14 protein-coding genes are annotated in these 16,042 nt (G+C 59.6%); 9 read left to right on the top strand and 5 right to left on the bottom strand.

Annotation, left to right across the window (positions count from 1 at the left end; translation table 11 throughout):
• Nucleotides 1–120 precede the first annotated feature (120 nt).
• From FOY56_RS08385 to FOY56_RS08395, 3 genes are read right to left on the bottom strand one after another with little or no spacing between them, the layout of a single operon-like run.
• Complete coding sequence (locus FOY56_RS08385; RefSeq protein WP_146345389.1) at nt 121–588, bottom strand: CinA family protein; 468 nt, start codon at nt 586–588, stop codon at nt 121–123.
• Entirely contained in the window at nt 585–1,085 is a 501-nt protein-coding gene (locus FOY56_RS08390) for a phosphatidylglycerophosphatase A family protein (protein WP_146345390.1), read from the bottom strand. Before FOY56_RS08390 ends, FOY56_RS08385 begins: the two co-directional genes overlap by 4 nt.
• Nucleotides 1,082–2,224 (bottom strand): bifunctional 2-C-methyl-D-erythritol 4-phosphate cytidylyltransferase/2-C-methyl-D-erythritol 2,4-cyclodiphosphate synthase, encoded by a 1,143-nt coding sequence (locus FOY56_RS08395; protein WP_146345391.1) that lies wholly within the window; start codon nt 2,222–2,224, stop codon nt 1,082–1,084. Before FOY56_RS08395 ends, FOY56_RS08390 begins: the two co-directional genes overlap by 4 nt.
• Nucleotides 2,225–2,444: 220 nt before the next feature.
• Between FOY56_RS08395 and dusB the strand changes: the two genes are divergently transcribed.
• From dusB to ntrX, 5 genes are all read left to right on the top strand, one after another.
• A complete protein-coding gene (gene dusB / locus FOY56_RS08400; RefSeq protein WP_146345392.1) occupies nt 2,445–3,401 on the top strand; it encodes a tRNA dihydrouridine synthase DusB in 957 nt (318 codons plus the stop codon).
• On the top strand, nt 3,398–4,480 hold the full coding sequence (locus FOY56_RS08405; protein WP_146345393.1) for a two-component system sensor histidine kinase NtrB: 1,083 nt from the start codon (nt 3,398–3,400) through the stop codon (nt 4,478–4,480). Before dusB ends, FOY56_RS08405 begins: the two co-directional genes overlap by 4 nt.
• The gene (locus FOY56_RS08410; protein WP_146345394.1) at nt 4,480–5,847 is read left to right on the top strand and encodes a response regulator; all 1,368 of its coding nucleotides are present in this window, start codon (nt 4,480–4,482) and stop codon (nt 5,845–5,847) included. Before FOY56_RS08405 ends, FOY56_RS08410 begins: the two co-directional genes overlap by 1 nt.
• A 99-nt stretch (nt 5,848–5,946) precedes the next feature.
• Nucleotides 5,947–8,241: a sensor histidine kinase NtrY-like gene (locus tag FOY56_RS08415; protein WP_146345395.1), complete on the top strand. Its 2,295-nt coding sequence runs from the start codon at nt 5,947–5,949 to the stop codon at nt 8,239–8,241.
• The gene (gene ntrX / locus FOY56_RS08420; protein ID WP_146345396.1) at nt 8,238–9,653 is read left to right on the top strand and encodes a nitrogen assimilation response regulator NtrX; all 1,416 of its coding nucleotides are present in this window, start codon (nt 8,238–8,240) and stop codon (nt 9,651–9,653) included. The genes FOY56_RS08415 and ntrX overlap by 4 nt, the downstream gene beginning before the upstream one ends.
• A gap of 3 nt (nt 9,654–9,656) precedes the next feature.
• On the opposite strand, the gene FOY56_RS08425 is transcribed toward ntrX, so the two are convergent.
• Nucleotides 9,657–10,151 (bottom strand): hypothetical protein, encoded by a 495-nt coding sequence (locus FOY56_RS08425; RefSeq protein WP_246139442.1) that lies wholly within the window; start codon nt 10,149–10,151, stop codon nt 9,657–9,659.
• A gap of 141 nt (nt 10,152–10,292) precedes the next feature.
• On the opposite strand from FOY56_RS08425, the gene trkA reads away from it, so the two are divergent.
• From trkA to hflX, 4 genes are all read left to right on the top strand, one after another.
• Nucleotides 10,293–11,669: a Trk system potassium transporter TrkA gene (gene trkA / locus FOY56_RS08430; protein WP_146345397.1), complete on the top strand. Its 1,377-nt coding sequence runs from the start codon at nt 10,293–10,295 to the stop codon at nt 11,667–11,669.
• Between the two features lie 2 nt (nt 11,670–11,671).
• On the top strand, nt 11,672–13,204 hold the full coding sequence (locus tag FOY56_RS08435) for a TrkH family potassium uptake protein (RefSeq protein WP_146345398.1): 1,533 nt from the start codon (nt 11,672–11,674) through the stop codon (nt 13,202–13,204).
• Between the two features lie 133 nt (nt 13,205–13,337).
• Entirely contained in the window at nt 13,338–13,577 is a 240-nt protein-coding gene (gene hfq, locus FOY56_RS08440) for an RNA chaperone Hfq (protein WP_146345399.1), read from the top strand.
• Complete coding sequence (hflX, locus tag FOY56_RS08445; RefSeq protein WP_146345400.1) at nt 13,577–14,848, top strand: GTPase HflX; 1,272 nt, start codon at nt 13,577–13,579, stop codon at nt 14,846–14,848. Before hfq ends, hflX begins: the two co-directional genes overlap by 1 nt.
• 3 nt (nt 14,849–14,851) lie before the next feature.
• Here hflX and FOY56_RS08450 read toward each other — a convergent pair whose 3' ends face one another.
• A complete protein-coding gene (locus FOY56_RS08450; protein ID WP_146345401.1) occupies nt 14,852–16,042 on the bottom strand; it encodes a cation:proton antiporter in 1,191 nt (396 codons plus the stop codon).

Consider the following 16,042-nt stretch of genomic DNA (forward strand, 5'->3'; position numbering starts at 1 on the left):
CGAATGCGGGGCGCGGAAAAAAGAGGCAATGGTGAGAAAGGGCGCATATTCCCTATGCGTTTTGCCAAATGCTTAGCTTGCGTGCAGCTTTGGTTGCGGTGTGATGAATTTTTGGGCGATTTACGAAAGCGCTGTGTCCAGCAAGGCCAATGCGTGATCGCGGGCCGCACGGCGGACGTTGTCACGGCCCAATGCGCCAAAGTCGATGGTTTCGGTGCGGGTGTCTGCGCCGATTTGGGCCAGACCGAAACACACCCGGCCTTCTGGCTTGAACTCAGATCCGCCGGGGCCTGCGATGCCGGTGATGGACACGGCCAGTTGTACCGGTGCGTGGGCCAGAGCGCCGTCCGCCATTTCGCGGGCAACCTGTTCGGACACGGCACCAAAGGTATCCAACGTTTGCGCGCGGACGCCCAGCATGTCTTGCTTGGCCTGATTGGTGTAGGTGATGAAGCCGCGTTCGACCACGTCGGACGACCCGGGTATGTCGGTCAATGCCGCGACGACCATGCCGCCCGTGCAGCTTTCTGCCGTGGCGATCATGACCTTGGCGTTGCGCGCCCGGTCCAGCAGGTCAGCAACGGTCATAGGCCCAAGACTCCGTGGGCCAGCCCGGCCAGCACCAAAACACCGGCGGCGGCAAAAACCCCGGCGATCACGTCATCCAGCATCACGCCCAAAGCGTCGCCGCGTTTGTCGGCTGTTCCGATTGGGCCCGGTTTCAGGATATCGAACAGGCGGAACAGAACGAAAGCCGCGATCCAGCCGGGCCACAGGGCGGTGATGTCGATACCATGCTTCCAGGCCGGGTAGGACAGCGGGAACAGGGCGATCAGCTGGCCGACCACTTCGTCAATGACAATTTCGGACGGATCGTGATTGTCTTGTCCTTCGGTCATCACCTGCGTGGCCCAGAGGCCAAAGATCAGCAAGGCGGCGGTGGCCAGCACGAGCAACGGGAAGCCGCCCAGCATATGCAACCCATAGCCCAGCGGCAGCGTGACCAGCGACCCCCAGGTGCCAGGCGCGGGGCGCAGGTAACCGACACCCAACACGGTGGCCGAAAGCTGAGCGAATTTCCTCATGATCGCACCAATGCTGCAGTGGCGAGCGAGGCAATGCCTTCGCTGCGTCCGGTAAACCCAAGCCGTTCGGATGTCGTGGCCTTGACCGACACGGCGTCGGGTGAAAGCCCCATGATGTCAGCCATTTTCTGACGCATTGCAACGGCATGGGGGCCGATCTTGGGGTATTCGCAGACCAATGTGCAGTCGACATTGCTGATGCGATAGCCGCGCGATTGGGCCAGTTCCACGGCGTGGCGCAGGAAAATCTCGCTCGCGGCGCCTTTCCATTGCGGATCAGAGGGCGGGAAATGCTGGCCGATATCGCCTTCGGCCAGCGCGCCATAGATTGCGTCTGTCACCGCGTGCATCCCGACATCGGCGTCGGAATGGCCCTGCAGTCCACGATCATGTGCGACCTCGACCCCGCACAGCGTCACGAAATCGCCGGGGCCAAACCTGTGCACATCATATCCATTGCCCAATCGTACATCCATGCTGTGCCCCAATATGCGTTCTGCCCGCACGAAATCTTCGGGTCGGGTGATTTTGATATTGTCTGCGTCGCCCGGCACGATGGCAACCGCGATTCCGGCGGCGCGGGCGACTTCGACGTCATCTGCTGCTTCGCCGGGATGGGCCGCATGGGCCGCACGGATGGCCTCATAGTGAAACCCTTGCGGGGTTTGCGCCGCGAAGAGGTGCGCGCGATCCTGCGTTCCGGTAACAAGACCGACATCGCCGGTCCAAAGCGCATCTGTGACGGGCAGGCCCGGGGCCGCGCCCTCGTGCTGATCCAATGCGGCGCAAATCGCATCAATCAGATCGGGAGTCACGCAGGGGCGCGCGACATCGTGGATCAGAACCTTGGTGATGCTGCGGTTTTGCAGCGCGTCGAGCCCGTTTCTGACCGAACCTGCGCGGTCAGTGCCGCCCTTGGTGAGAATCAGATCGTTGCAGTCAGAGAACTCGGCCCATGCGTCGCGATCATCCTCGGCCAGAACCAGCATGATGTCGTCCACAGCGGAGGCGTTGCGAAAGCACGCCAACGTCCAGTCCGCGACCCGCTGCCCTGCAAGAGCGCGCCATTGTTTGGGCACGCCGCCGCCAGCCCTTTGACCGCGTCCGGCGGCAACGATCAGCGCAGCTGTTCTTTCCAAACTCGGGCTCCTGAAAGATCGGGATGTGATTGCGGACCCTGTTTATGTGGTGATGTCAGGTGAAGCAATTCCCCACGTAAACTTGCCCAAAAATTAAGCACCTGATGTTAAGCTGGGCCTTTCGACGGCGCAGAACATTGTGCGTCCGCAGCATTCCCGATAGGAAAAATGCAATTGCACAAGGATTGGGCACTTGGCCGCGCGTAAAGATAGCACACTTATGTCTGTTCCCGTGGTGCTGGCCCCGATGGCCGGGATCACCGACCGACCGTTTCGCGATCTGGTCGCAGGGTTCGGCGCCGGGCTGGTGGTCAGCGAAATGGTGGCCAGTCAGGAAATGATCCAGGCCAAACCGGGGGTGCGCGAACGGGCCGAACTGGGGGCCGAGGTGGAAAACACCGCCGTCCAGATTGCCGGGCGCGATGCGTATTGGATGGCCGAAGCCGCCCGGCTGGTGGCCGATAAAGGCGCGCGGATCATAGATATCAACATGGGCTGTCCGGCCAAAAAGGTCACGAATGGCTATTCGGGGTCGGCGTTGCTGAAGACCCCGGACCACGCGCTGAGCCTTATCGAGGCGGTGGTCGCGGCGGTCGATGTGCCGGTAACGTTGAAGACCCGGCTGGGCTGGGACGACGCTTTGCTGAACGCCGCGGACGTGGCGCGGCGCGCCGAAGGGGCAGGGGTGCAGATGGTGACGATTCACGGCCGCACCCGCTGTCAGTTCTATAAGGGATCGGCGGATTGGGCGGCGATTGCAGATGTGAAATCGGCTGTCGGCATTCCGGTGATTGCCAACGGCGATATTGTCGATGCGCAGACGGCTGAAACCGCGCTTGCGCAATCTGGGGCCGATGGCGTGATGGTGGGACGCGGCGCGCAGGGACGGCCGTGGGTGTTGGCCGAAATTGCGCACCAGCTTTATGGCACGGCGATGCCCGAGATCCCGCAGGGCGAAGATCTGTCGGACATGGTTTGCGGACATTACGAAGCGATGCTGGGCTTTTATGGCGCAGATCTGGGCCTGCGGGTCGCGCGAAAGCATCTGGGCTGGTACATGGATACGGCAGGCACTGGCGCAGGGTTGCGCCGGGCGGTACTGACGGAAAAGACCCCGGCAAATGTACTGCGCCTGTTGCCCGATGCGCTAAGTAACACCGAGCAGGTGGCGGCATGACCTCTGATTCCGTGATCTGGGCGTCGTTGCCCGTACCTGCGTTTTTGATCGACGAATCCGATCTGATCATCGACGTGAATTCAGCAGGCGAAGGGTTTTTGAACGCCTCGAAGAAATCGATCACCGGCACACCCGCCTGGGATCTGATCGCGGTGGATGCCCCGATCGAAGAGGCGTTCGGCCGGGCCCGGATGAACGGCACGCCTTTGTTTGTCAATGACATCGATGTCGGATCGGGCAACCGTGCGCCGCTGCAATGCGCCATTCAGATCGCGCCGTTGATGGGAACAGAAGGCAAGATGATCATGATCATCTCGCCGCGTGAACTGGCCGGGCGCATGACGCAGAACCATTCGGTCAAATCCGCCGCCCAATCGGCCATCGGCATGGCCGAAATGCTGGCGCATGAGATCAAGAACCCGCTGGCAGGCATCACCGGCGCCGCGCAGCTGCTGAGCATGAACCTGAGCCAGGACGATCTTGAGCTGACCGACCTGATTGTCGCCGAAAGCCGGCGCATCGTGAAGCTGCTGGAGCAGGTCGAACAGTTCGGCAACCTGTCGGCACCGGATTTCAAGGCTGTGAATGTCCACGACGTTCTGGACCGCGCGCGCCGCTCGGCGTTGCTGGGGTTTGGCGCGCATATGAAGATCATCGAAGATTACGACCCGTCGCTGCCGCTGGCCTTCGGTGATCCGGATCAATTGCTGCAGGTGGTTCTGAACCTGTTGAAGAACGCCTCGGAGGCGGCTGACCCCAGGGGCGGCACCATCCGGATGCATACCTATTTTGAACACTCCTTCCGCCTGCGCCGCAGTGATGGATCGGGGCATTCTCTGCCGCTTCAGATCGAGATCATTGATGATGGTCCGGGCCTGCCGGAAAAGATCCGCGGCGATATTTTTGACCCGTTCGTGTCGGGCAAGGAAAACGGCACCGGGCTGGGTCTGGCGCTGGTGAGCAAGATTATCTCGGACCACGACGGCTGGATTTCAGTGACCTCGGTGCCCGGGCGCACCGTGTTTCGCCTGTCGCTGCCGCGTGTCCCACGTGACCATGTTAACAAGGAGACCGACTGATGGATGGAACTGTCCTGGTTGCCGATGATGACCGTACGATCCGCACGGTTCTGACACAGGCGCTGACGCGTGCAGGGTGCAAGGTTCATGCGACGTCGTCGCTGACAACGCTGATGCGTTGGGTCGGTGAGGGCAAAGGCGACGTTGTGATCTCGGACGTGGTCATGCCGGATGGTAACGGATTGGAAATGCTGCCAAAAATCTCGCAGGATCGCCCCGGTTTGCCGGTGATCGTGATTTCGGCGCAGAACACCATCATGACAGCGATTCAGGCGGCCGAGGCCGAAGCCTATGATTACTTGCCCAAGCCCTTTGATCTGCCCGACCTGATGAAGCGCACGGCGCGGGCACTGGAACTCAAACGCCGTGCCCCAAGCGAGCCACGCGAAGATGTGGCCGACCGCCCTGACGAACTGCCGCTTGTCGGGCGCACGCAGGTCATGCAGGCGCTGTATCGGCTTGTTGCGCGGGTTATGAACACGGATCTTCCGGTGTTGATTTCTGGTGAAAGCGGGACCGGAAAGTCCCTGATCGGGCGTGCAATTCACGACTTCTCGGATCGGAGAACACTGCCATTTGTCACCGTGACAGCGGCCGACTTGCAGAATCTGGAAGGTCCGGCGCGGGTTCTGGCACGGGTTAAAGGCGGGACCGTACTGATCGACGAAATTGCCGATATCGATGATGAAATTCAGGCCCGGATTGTCCGCATGATGGATGCGCCCGGAGACCACGTGCCACGGTTCATGGCGACCAGTCAGAGCGATCTGGGGGCCGCGATGGAAAGCGGGCGGGTACGGCAGGATCTGTATTATCGGCTGTGTGGCGCAACGATCCATGTTCCGGCGCTGCGGGAGCGGGTTGATGACATCCCGCTGCTGGCCGAACATTTCCTGCAGCGCGCTGAACGCGATGGTGCGCCCAAGCGCCAGCTGAGCGATGAGGCGGAAGAGCTGTTTCGCGCCTATTCCTGGCCCGGGAACGTGCGGCAGCTGGAAAACGCAGTGCGCCGACTGGTGCTGACCAGCCGCGCGGACGAGATCAACCGCTCCGAAGTTGAGATCGTTCTCGGATCGCAACCTGAAATGGAGCCGGTTCTGGGCGGAGTCGACCCTGAAAAGCTGTCGGCGTCGGTCGAGCGGCATCTGCGCCGATATTTCGACCTTCATGGCAACATGCTTCCACCTCCGGGGCTGTATGCGCGAATCCTGCGCGAGGTCGAACTGCCTCTGATCGAAATCGCGCTGGATGCGACGGGTGGGAATCAGGCGAAATGCGCCGATTTGCTGGGGATCAACCGAAATACCCTGCGTAAGAAAATCACTGATCTGGATATTCAGGTGACACGGCGCCGCAAGTTGATGTAAAATCGTCACAGAAACGTGGCAAGCCAGTCTCAGCGCTGGTGAAGATCACGATATGTGGCGGTACGTCGCGCAAGCGACACATCAGTATGAGGGCAGCACGTGGCGAGTGGGTCACAAATCAGGCCATTTCCAGCGATAAGTCGCTGGCGACGCACGCGACGTGCGCGCAATATCGGCACATTGGGGCTGGTGATCCTTGGCCCCATTCTGGCCGGTCTCACGTTCCTTGTTCTGGGGCCGTTCGATCTGGGCGCGTCGACGCCAACGCTGCGATTCATTCTGTTGGCGGATTTCGTCTATGTTCTGTCTCTGGCCGCGATGGTTATGGCGCAGATCGGTCGTCTGATTGCGGCGCGGCGGGCCAAATCGGCGGGTTCCCGCCTACACCTCAGGCTGATCGGGGTGTTCACTCTGCTCGCCCTGATTCCGGCAGTGACAGTTGCCGTTTTTGCCGGCCTCACAGTGAATATCGGGCTTGAGGGCTGGTTTTCGGATCGGGTGCGACAGGTGGTGGGATCATCGCTGGCCGCCGCGCAGGCGTATGAAACCGAACACCGCGAAGATCTGGCCGAAGACGCAATTGCGCTGGCCCGATTCCTGGATAACGGGCGGCAGCTGTCGTTCTACATCAATGACGCCGAGCTGCGCCAGATGCTGGTGCAGGGGCAGAGCCAGATTCAGCGCGGTCTGCGCGAGGCTTACATTATCGATGGTACCGGCGAAATCCGGAACCGGGGCGAACATTCTTATCTGTTCAACTTTGAACGCCCTGATCCCAGCCATATCGAAGAGGCGACTTCGAATGATTTCATCATCATTCAGGATTGGAACAACAATGAATTCCGCGCCCTGGTACGGCTGAACGCGTTTCCGGACCGGTTTTTGTATGTCAGCCGCGAAGTCGACGGCGAAATCCTGAACCTGTTGGACGATACCAAGGAAACCGTGCTGCTGTATCAGCAATTGGAGCAGGAACGCGGACGCGTGCTGTTTGAATTTGGCCTGATTTACCTGGGCTTTGCGGTGATTTTGGTGCTGGCTGCGATCTGGTTGGGACTGTGGTTCGCCGAACGCCTGTCGCGCCCGGTGGGACGGCTGACAACGGCGGCGCAACGCGTTGGCGGCGGTGATCTGGATGTGCAGGTGGTCGAAGAAGAGGGCGATGACGAGATCGCCATGCTGAGCCGGTATTTCAACCAGATGACCAAGCAATTGAAGGCACAGCGCGAGACGCTTTTGGACAACACAAGCCAGATCGAGCGCCGCCGGCGTATGTTCGACTCTGTGCTGACATCCGTTACCTCGGGTGTTGTCGGACTTGACCCCAACGGGCGCGTGACCTTTGTGAACCGGTCTGCAAAACGCTTGCTGGACTGGTCGGGGGACGAACAATCGCTGGACCTGTCTGTTGCCGTGCCGGAATTCGGGCCGCTGTTTAGCAACCTAAAGCAGTCCTCGGCGGAGGTCATGCAAGGTGAGGTCAAGGTCTCGCGGCAGGGCCGGTTGGAGAACCTGCTGGTGCGCATGGCCACGCGGCGCAACGAAGACGGCGGGTTGGAGGGCTATGTGGTGGCCTTTGACGACGTGACCGATCTGGTCAGTGCGCAAAGGATGGCGGCCTGGGGCGATGTCGCGCGTCGGATCGCACATGAGATCAAGAACCCGCTGACCCCGATTCAGTTGAGTGCCGAGCGTATCAAACGTAAATTTGCGCCGCGTCTGGGTGAAGAAGATAGCGATCAGCTGGAATCGATGACGGATGTTATTATTCGCCAAACCAATGACTTGCGGCGTATCGTCGATGAGTTTTCAAAGTTCGCGCGGATGCCCGAACCGGACCGGCGCAGTGAGGACCTGACAAAACTGGTCTCGGATGCCGTGTTGTTGCAGCAAGCCGGGCAACCCGATCTGAAAGTGGTGCCTGATTTGCCGGATACGGCGACCATGGCCGAGGTTGATGCAACAATGATGTCTCAGGCCCTGACAAACCTGATCAAAAATGCGGGCGAAGCCATTGAAACCCTGAAGAAAAAGGGTGCACCCGAGGGTCTTGATCCGCAGATCCGGGTCAGTTTGTCGGAAACGGACACCGGATGCCTGATTACGATTGCGGACAACGGCATCGGCCTTCCAGAAGATCGCGCGCGCTTGTTTGAACCCTATGTGACGACGCGCAATGAAGGCACCGGTTTGGGATTGCCCATTGTGAAGAAAATCATTGAAGAACACGGCGGTACGCTTGTTCTTGAAGATGCGCCGGTGTTTGAGGGCCAAAGCCATTTCGGCGCCATGGCGGTGATCCGTTTGCCGTTTACATCGCCCAGCCAAACCCAAAACGACGCGACACCGACACAGGTGGAACCAGTAGTAAAAGAGAAAGCAGGTCTGATATGAGTGACATTCTGATCGTTGACGATGAACGGGACATTCGCGAACTGGTCTCGGACATCCTGGAAGACGAAGGTTTTACAACCCGGCTGGCGGGGAATTCGGATGACTGCATGTCCGAAATCAACGCCGAACCACCTGCGCTGCTGATTCTGGATATCTGGTTGAAAGACAGCCGCATGGACGGGATCGATATCCTGAAGACGGTAAAACGCGACAATCCGGATGTTCCGGTGGTGATCATTTCGGGGCATGGCAACATCGAAATCGCCGTGGCTGCGATCAAGCAGGGTGCGTATGATTTCATCGAAAAACCGTTCAACATCGATCAGTTGCTGGTTGTTATCCGCCGGGCGATGGAAACATCCCGCTTGCGTCGCGAAAACAACTCGCTCAAGCGGCGTGAGGTAACGAGTGCCGAGATGATCGGCAATTCGGCGTCGTTCCGCGGGCTGGTCGGACAGTTGGACAAGGTGACGAAGTCGAATGGTCGGGTCATGCTGACCGGTCCTGCAGGCAGCGGCAAGGAAGTCGCAGCGCGCTATATCCACACCAATTCGAACCGGGCAAGTGCGCCGTTCGTGAGTGTGAGTTGTGCCAGCATTGAACCCGAGCGCGTCGAAGAGGTGCTGTTCGGGCGGGAATCACTGGAACGCGGTGTTGAGCCGGGATTGCTGGAAGAAGCGCATGGTGGCGTGATCTTTTTCGACGAGGTTGCCGACATGCCGTCTGGCACGCAATCCAAGATCCTGCGGGTTCTGGTTGATCAGCAATTCCAGCGGGTTGGTGGCAATGACAAGGTGCGGGTGGATCTGCGGGTGATCTCAAGCACCACCAAGAACCTTGAAGAAGAAATTGCGGCGGGCCGGTTCCGACAGGAACTGTTTCACCGGCTGAATGTTGTGCCAATCGATGTCCCGTCGCTGGAAGACCGTCGCGAAGACATCCCGGTTCTGGCCGAGTACTTTATCGGCGTGTTGAACGATACGCAGGGCCTGCCACCGCGCGCTTTGTCGGAAGAAGCCATTGCGCTGATGCAGACGATGATCTGGCCCGGCAATGTGCGTCAGCTGAAAAATCTTATCGAACGTGTGCTGATCCTTGGCGATAGCTCGGGGCCCATAGAAGCGCGGGAATTGCCCAACGAAGACGAAGCAGATGCCCAAGAGGGCCGTGTTGTGCTGTCTGGCGCGCTGGCGACACTGCCACTGCGCGAGGCCCGCGAAGCGTTTGAGCGGGAATATCTGCTGACCCAGATCAACCGGTTTGGCGGCAATATCAGTCGCACAGCATCTTTCGTGGGGATGGAACGCAGCGCGCTGCATCGCAAGCTGAAATCACTGGGCGTTGTGACGTCAAACAAGGCCGGCGCACGGGTTGCCCATGTCGAGGATGAGACCGCCGAAGCGGCTGAGTAACCCTCAGTCCGCGACGACGGGCGTTACGATCTGCCAGCTTTTGTCCTGGTACTTGATCACGCAGGTTGTGGGGCCAAGCTTGGGCAAAGCCGTGGTTTGGCGCGGTGCAACGGCTTCCCTTACCTGCAGCGAGCAGGCCGGGATGGTAATTGGTTCGTACCCCTTGCCAGCCATGCACATGTCCAGAACCCGTTTACGCAGGTCTGTGTTCACGTCGACAGTGTAAAAACCGCCATCCACCCAATACCCCGGGTTGGTCCAGCATTGTCCTGCCGAATTGCAGACCCGCCGGCCCGGCAAATAAACCGGCGGACGTTGGCGAATTTCGTTAGCGACGGGCGCGTCTTTCAACGCGTCAACCTCGCATCGGGTCTGATCGGTTTGCAGTCGCGACACAGCGACGCCCGGCTTGTAAAACGTTGTCAGGCTGGTGTCACAGCCAACCATCCCGGCAAAGCCAAGGATCGCAAGCAAGTAATGGCGGGCAAAAATCTTCATACCGCGAACCTGCACTTGGGCGAGGCACGTTTCAATAGCCAAGCCTGTGATTTGGCGGGATCCCGCGACAATTGAATTGACCGCTCACGGGGCTTCTGTCATTCAAAACACCGTCGAAACGGAACCGGAGACGGACAGCGCATGAAGGTCATTATCTGCGGCGCAGGTCAGGTCGGCTGGCAGATCGCCCGGCATTTGTCCGGAGAACATAACGACGTCACCGTGGTCGACAACAACCCCGATCTGGTGCGCCGCGCCACCGATACGCTGGATGTGCAGGGTATTGCCGGGTTCGCAAGTTATCCCGACGTGCTGGACCGGGCCGGGGCAGGCGACGCGGACATGATCATCGCCGCCACACATTCGGACGAGGTCAACATGGTGACCTGTCAGGTGGCGCATTCGGTATTCTCGATCCAGCGCAAGATCGCGCGCCTGCGGGCACAATCCTATCTGACGGCGATTTATTCTGACCTTTATCGTCGCGACCACCTGCCTATCGACGTGGTGATCAGCCCCGAACGCGAAGTCGCCGCAGCCGCGATGCGCCGACTGTCCGCCCCGGCTGCGTTTGACACCGAAACCTTCATGGATGGTCAGGCCCAGCTTTTGGGGATCAATCTGGACGAGGCTTGCCCGGTCCTGAACACGCCGCTGCGCCAGCTGACAGATCTGTTTTCGACCTTGCGATCCATTGTCGTCGGGGTCCGGCGCGAAGGGTCGTTGTTTGTGCCCGAACCCGGAGATCAGTTGTTTGCGGGTGACGATTGTTACGTGTTCTGCCATGCGGATGACGTTGACCGCACAATGGAAATCTTTGGTAAGTCACAGAAAAAGCAAGAACGCATGGTCATTGTCGGTGGCGGCAATGTCGGGCTGGAAGTGGCCAGTACGCTGGAGAAAAGCGCCAGTCGGACCCGCGCCAAAATGATCGAACGCAGCCGCAAACAGGCTGAACGCGCCGCCGAGGCGCTTGAACGTACCATCGTGCTGCACGGCGACGGTCTGGACAGCGCATTGCTGCGCGAAGCCGGGATCAACCGCGCCGACGCCATGCTGGCAGTGACCGATGACGACAAGACCAACATGCTTGCGGCGGTTCGTGCCAAGGCCGAAGGTTGCCCGATGGCGATTGCCCTGATCAATGACCCGACGCTAGTGCCCTTGATGGCGCCGCTTGGGATTGATGCCTATATCAACCCGCGCGCCACAACTGTCAGTTCCATCCTGCGCCATATCCGTCATGGCCGGGTGCGGCAGGTTTATTCGGTTGGCGATGCCGAGGCCGAAGTGATCGAGGCCGAAGTGCTGTCGACCTCGCCCATGGCCGGTCAAAAGCTGCGCGATATCGACTTTCCCGAGGGCGTGCTGGTAGGCGCGATCCGCAAAGGCGACAAGATCCTGCGCATTGATGGCAACCTGCGCGTGGAAGAAGGCGATGTCGTGGCGTTGTTCGCCATGGCAGATGACGTTCCCGAAGTGGAGCGTCTGCTTCAGGTTTCAATCGATTTCTTCTGACGATGGCAACGCGCGGGCAACCCAACTGGCTGATGCGCCTGCCTTTGTCCCTGCTGATCTGGGGCGTCACATCGCTGTCCATGTGGCTGCCGGCGATTCATGCACTGAACCGGGATGAGCACGCGATTTCGCGCGCGTTCTTTTATTCAGGGCTATTGGGTCTGGTTGGCGTGGTTCTGATCGCGATTTCGCTGGGCAACCGTAAACTGCGCTATGGATCGTTGGGGCAATTGCTGGCTTTGCTGACAGCATTTTCGATCTTGCCGATGTTCCTGGCCTTGCCGTTGTACGAGGGATTGCAGACGACGACCTATCTGAATGCGTATTTCGACATGGTCAGCGCGTTCACCACGACAGGTGCAGATATATTCAATGATCCCAATCGTCTGGATGACTCACTTCATCTTTGGCGGGCGCAGGTTGGCTGGATGGGCGGGTTCCTGATGTGGGTCGCGGCCTCGGCCATTCTGGCGCCATTGTCTTTGGGCGGGTTTGAGGTGACGGCGCGCGGCGAACCGGGCCGCGCCGTTGCGGCGCCGATGCAGATGGACCGGGTCGATCCCAGAAAGCGCCTGCTGAGGATCGTCAAAACACTGGCCCCGGTTTATGCCGGGCTGACCGGCGTTGTCTGGGTACTGCTGCTGATCGCAGGCGAAGGGTCTTTGGCGGCGGTGTGCCATGCCATGTCGGTGATGGCGACCAGCGGGATTTCCCCGATCGGGGGTGTGACCGAAGGGCTGTCGGGGCGCACAGGCGAAGCGCTTTTGTTCCTGTTCATGTTCTTTGCCTTGTCGCGCCTGACATTTTCGGCCGACACTTTGGCATCAGGCCGGGGGCGGCTGGATCGTGATCCTGAGTTTCGCATCGGTTTGCTGCTGGTCTTCGGACTGCCGCTGCTGATGTTTCTGCGCCATTGGTTGGCGGCGTTTGAGGTCAGCGCCGAACCAGAGCCTATGCAGGCGCTGCAGGCGTTGTGGGGATCGGTCTTTACGGTGATGTCGTTTCTCAGCACGACAGGATTTGAAAGTGCCGACTGGGACGAAGCGCGGCAATGGTCGGGCCTTGGCACGCCGGGGCTTATCCTGATGGGTCTGGCCCTGATCGGAGGCGGGGTTGCGACGACCGCGGGCGGGGTCAAACTTTTGCGGGTTTATGCGCTGTATCTCAACGGCTTGCGCGAAATGCAGCGGTTGGTGCATCCCTCGTCGGTCAGCGGTGAAGGGGCGCGCAACCGGCGGATACAAAAAGACGGCGCGTTTATCGCCTGGATCTTTTTCATGATGTTCGCAATTTCTCTGGCGGTGATCAGCACGACACTGGCCGCCCTTGGATCGGATTTCGAAGAGGCGATGATCTTGACGGTCGCAGCCCTTTCGACCACAGGCCCGCTGATCAAAACCGTTGCGGAAACCCCTATTCAATTGACCGAACTGGGCGCTGCAGCAAAAGGCGTCCTGTGTGCCACGATGGTTTTGGGGCGTCTGGAAACGCTTGCGATTGTTGCCCTTTTCACGCCGGAACTTTGGCGCCGGTAAGCTGCGTTGAATAGATGGGTTGGCGATATCGCTTTTTCGGCTGGAATCTCCTTTCGGCACACGACATACTTGGCACCGAGGGGCGCATTGGTCCGCGATGTGTTGCAAGAACAAAGGCGAGAATTAGAACAAAATGGCTTCAGACAGACAGAATCTTCAGGATGCGTTCCTGAACCACGTCAGAAAAACCAAAGTCCCCGTGACTATTTTCCTGATTAACGGTGTGAAACTGCAGGGTGTGATCACCTGGTTCGATAACTTTTGCGTGTTGCTGCGCCGGGATGGCCAGTCTCAGCTGGTCTATAAGCATGCAATTTCGACCATCATGCCCGCCCAGCCGATCAGCTTGTACGAGGGCGAAAACGCCTCTTGATGGAACACGGGCTGGACCGCACCCGTGCGTGGGTGCTGCATCCGGAAATTAAATCGGATGAACATCGTCGGGCCACCGGGCCCGCGCTTGAAGAGGCCGTTGCGTTGGCGGCAGCCTTGCCCGATCTTGATGTGATCGGATCAGAAACCGTTATCGTGAGGCGGCCGCAACCGGGGTATTTGTTCGGCAGCGGCAAGATCGAAGAACTGGCTGAGCGTCTGAAGGCAGCCGAAGTCGAACTGGTTTTGATAGACGGTGCGCTGACGCCGGTGCAGCAACGCAATCTGGAGAAAGCCTGGAAGGTCAAGATCCTGGACCGGACCGGTCTGATCCTTGAGATTTTCAGCGACCGGGCGCGCACCCGTGAAGGTGTATTGCAGGTCGAAATGGCCGCGCTAAGTTATCAGCGCACGCGACTGGTGCGGGCCTGGACCCACCTTGAACGGCAGCGCGGCGGATTGGGATTTGTCGGCGGACCCGGCGAAACCCAGATCGAAGCCGACCGGCGCGCGATTGACGATCAGTTGGTGCGGTTGCGCCGTCAGCTTGACAAGGTGATCCGAACCCGGACGCTGCATCGCGAGGCGCGGGCCAAGATCCCGTACCCGATTGTTGCACTGGTGGGGTACACAAACGCGGGCAAATCGACGTTGTTCAACCGTCTGACCGGGGCCGATGTGATGGTCAAGGACATGCTGTTCGCAACGCTTGACCCAACAATGCGCCGGGTGACCTTGCCCGACGGTCCCGAGATCATCCTGTCGGACACGGTTGGATTCATCTCGGACTTGCCGACCGAACTGGTGGCCGCGTTCCGCGCGACATTGGAAGAAGTGCTGGGCGCCGATCTGATCCTGCATGTCCGTGATGTCAGCCACGCCGGAACCGAAGAGCAGGCCGCCGATGTTAACGCCATCATGACCTCGCTGGGGATCGATGAGAACCGAAAAGTGATTGAGGTCTGGAACAAGGTCGATCTGCTTCCGCCTGAAGACCGGGACGCCATGAATGCCCGTGCGGACCGCGACCCTGACGTATTTGCGATTTCGGCGCTGTCAGGCGATGGGCTTGATCCGCTTTTGGAGGCCGTTGCTGAACATTTGCAAGGCATACGCCATGAAAGCGCGATCACACTGACATTTGCCGAGGGGCGCAAGCGGGCCTGGTTGTTTGAACAAGACATCGTTCAGCATGAAGAGCAGACCGAAACCGGGTTCGACATTACTGTGTTGTGGACGCCCAAACAGCAAGCCCAGTTCGCCAGCCTGTGACGGTCACGCCTTATCCTGTGATCGCGAGCTGGTCTGGGCGACGCGCTGAATTGCCGCCGCCGCGATCAGAGGGCCGATCAGTTCGAATACAACCGTCGTGCCGATGGTCAGGGCAATGATCATGTCGCCATGATCCGGCAGGTATTCAGCCGCAATCAGGGCCATACCAATGGCAACACCGGCCTGAGGCAAAAGCGCAGGGCCGAACCATTTACGCTCGTTCTTGGGGCTGCCCGCCAGCACGCTGCCGCTCCATCCACCGACCATGCGTCCGGCGGTGCGGAGCAAGAGGTATCCGATGCCAACACCTCCAAGCGCCCAAAGCGAAGACAGATCAAGGGACGCGCCTGCCAGGATGAAGAAGATCACCATGAACGGCCACTGGATGTGTTCAATCTCGTGAAAGGCGCGGGTGTGATGGCGGGCGACATTGACGATAATGGCGCCGACGGTCATGCCGGTGATCAGATAAGACAAGTCCAGCAGCAACGACAGACCTGCCGTGACAAAGATCAGCCCCAGTGCCTCGATCCGCAGTGGTTCGCCTTCGGACAGGCGTCCGGTCAGCAGTGCTCCGGGCAGGCCGATGGCGATGCCCAATGCCACCGAGAGGCCGACTTCGGTGATGGCGTCCTGAAAAAGCTCCGCTCCGTTGCCAGCACCTGACAAGCTTTGCGCCACAACGATGACAAGGCTGAAAACCAGCAGGCCCCAGGCGTCATCAATCGCAACGATGCCTTTGAGCGTATCGGTGAACCTTGTGCGCTGTTTGGATTGGGTGATCACATCCAGTGTCGCGGCAGGATCGGTGGCGGTTGCAATCGCCCCAAAGACCAGCGCCACCGCCAGCGGCAGCCCAAGCGCCCAGAGGCCAAGACTGACCATGGCCAGCGTCACCACAACGATGGTCAGTGAGATGATGAGGATGGCTTTGCCATGTCTGTACAAAGCGCGCAGCGACAGACTGCTGCCCAGCAGGAACGACACAGAACACAAGGCGATCACCGACATCACGGGGTAAAGCTCAGCAAGGGCCTGGGGGATCAGATCGAAGCCTGACGCGCCGCCCAGCAAGCCACAACCCAGCAACAGGGTGACGCGGGGCAGGCGGGTTCTGCGCCCGATGCTGTCGGCCGCCAGCCCGGCCAGAAACAGGCCACCCAGCGCAATCAGGACAGGCGCGACGTCTTGCAT

This window comes from Falsiphaeobacter marinintestinus (assembly GCF_007923355.1).
GTDB lineage: Bacteria > Pseudomonadota > Alphaproteobacteria > Rhodobacterales > Rhodobacteraceae > Phaeobacter_A > Phaeobacter_A marinintestinus.

What these genes read in the sequence shown, in the direction of transcription:
- FOY56_RS08385 (WP_146345389.1), bottom strand. Translation starts at nt 588, where the DNA reads ATGACCGTTGCTGACCTGCTGGACCGGGCGCGCAACGCCAAGGTCATG.
- trkA (WP_146345397.1), top strand. Translation starts at nt 10,293, where the DNA reads ATGAAGGTCATTATCTGCGGCGCAGGTCAGGTCGGCTGGCAGATCGCC.
- FOY56_RS08405 (WP_146345393.1), top strand. Translation starts at nt 3,398, where the DNA reads ATGACCTCTGATTCCGTGATCTGGGCGTCGTTGCCCGTACCTGCGTTT.
- FOY56_RS08435 (WP_146345398.1), top strand. Translation starts at nt 11,672, where the DNA reads ATGGCAACGCGCGGGCAACCCAACTGGCTGATGCGCCTGCCTTTGTCC.
- FOY56_RS08390 (WP_146345390.1), bottom strand. Translation starts at nt 1,085, where the DNA reads ATGAGGAAATTCGCTCAGCTTTCGGCCACCGTGTTGGGTGTCGGTTAC.
- hflX (WP_146345400.1), top strand. Translation starts at nt 13,577, where the DNA reads ATGGAACACGGGCTGGACCGCACCCGTGCGTGGGTGCTGCATCCGGAA.
- FOY56_RS08425 (WP_246139442.1), bottom strand. Translation starts at nt 10,151, where the DNA reads ATGAAGATTTTTGCCCGCCATTACTTGCTTGCGATCCTTGGCTTTGCC.
- ntrX (WP_146345396.1), top strand. Translation starts at nt 8,238, where the DNA reads ATGAGTGACATTCTGATCGTTGACGATGAACGGGACATTCGCGAACTG.
- FOY56_RS08410 (WP_146345394.1), top strand. Translation starts at nt 4,480, where the DNA reads ATGGATGGAACTGTCCTGGTTGCCGATGATGACCGTACGATCCGCACG.
- hfq (WP_146345399.1), top strand. Translation starts at nt 13,338, where the DNA reads ATGGCTTCAGACAGACAGAATCTTCAGGATGCGTTCCTGAACCACGTC.
- FOY56_RS08450 (WP_146345401.1), bottom strand. Translation starts at nt 16,042, where the DNA reads ATGCAAGACGTCGCGCCTGTCCTGATTGCGCTGGGTGGCCTGTTTCTG.
- dusB (WP_146345392.1), top strand. Translation starts at nt 2,445, where the DNA reads ATGTCTGTTCCCGTGGTGCTGGCCCCGATGGCCGGGATCACCGACCGA.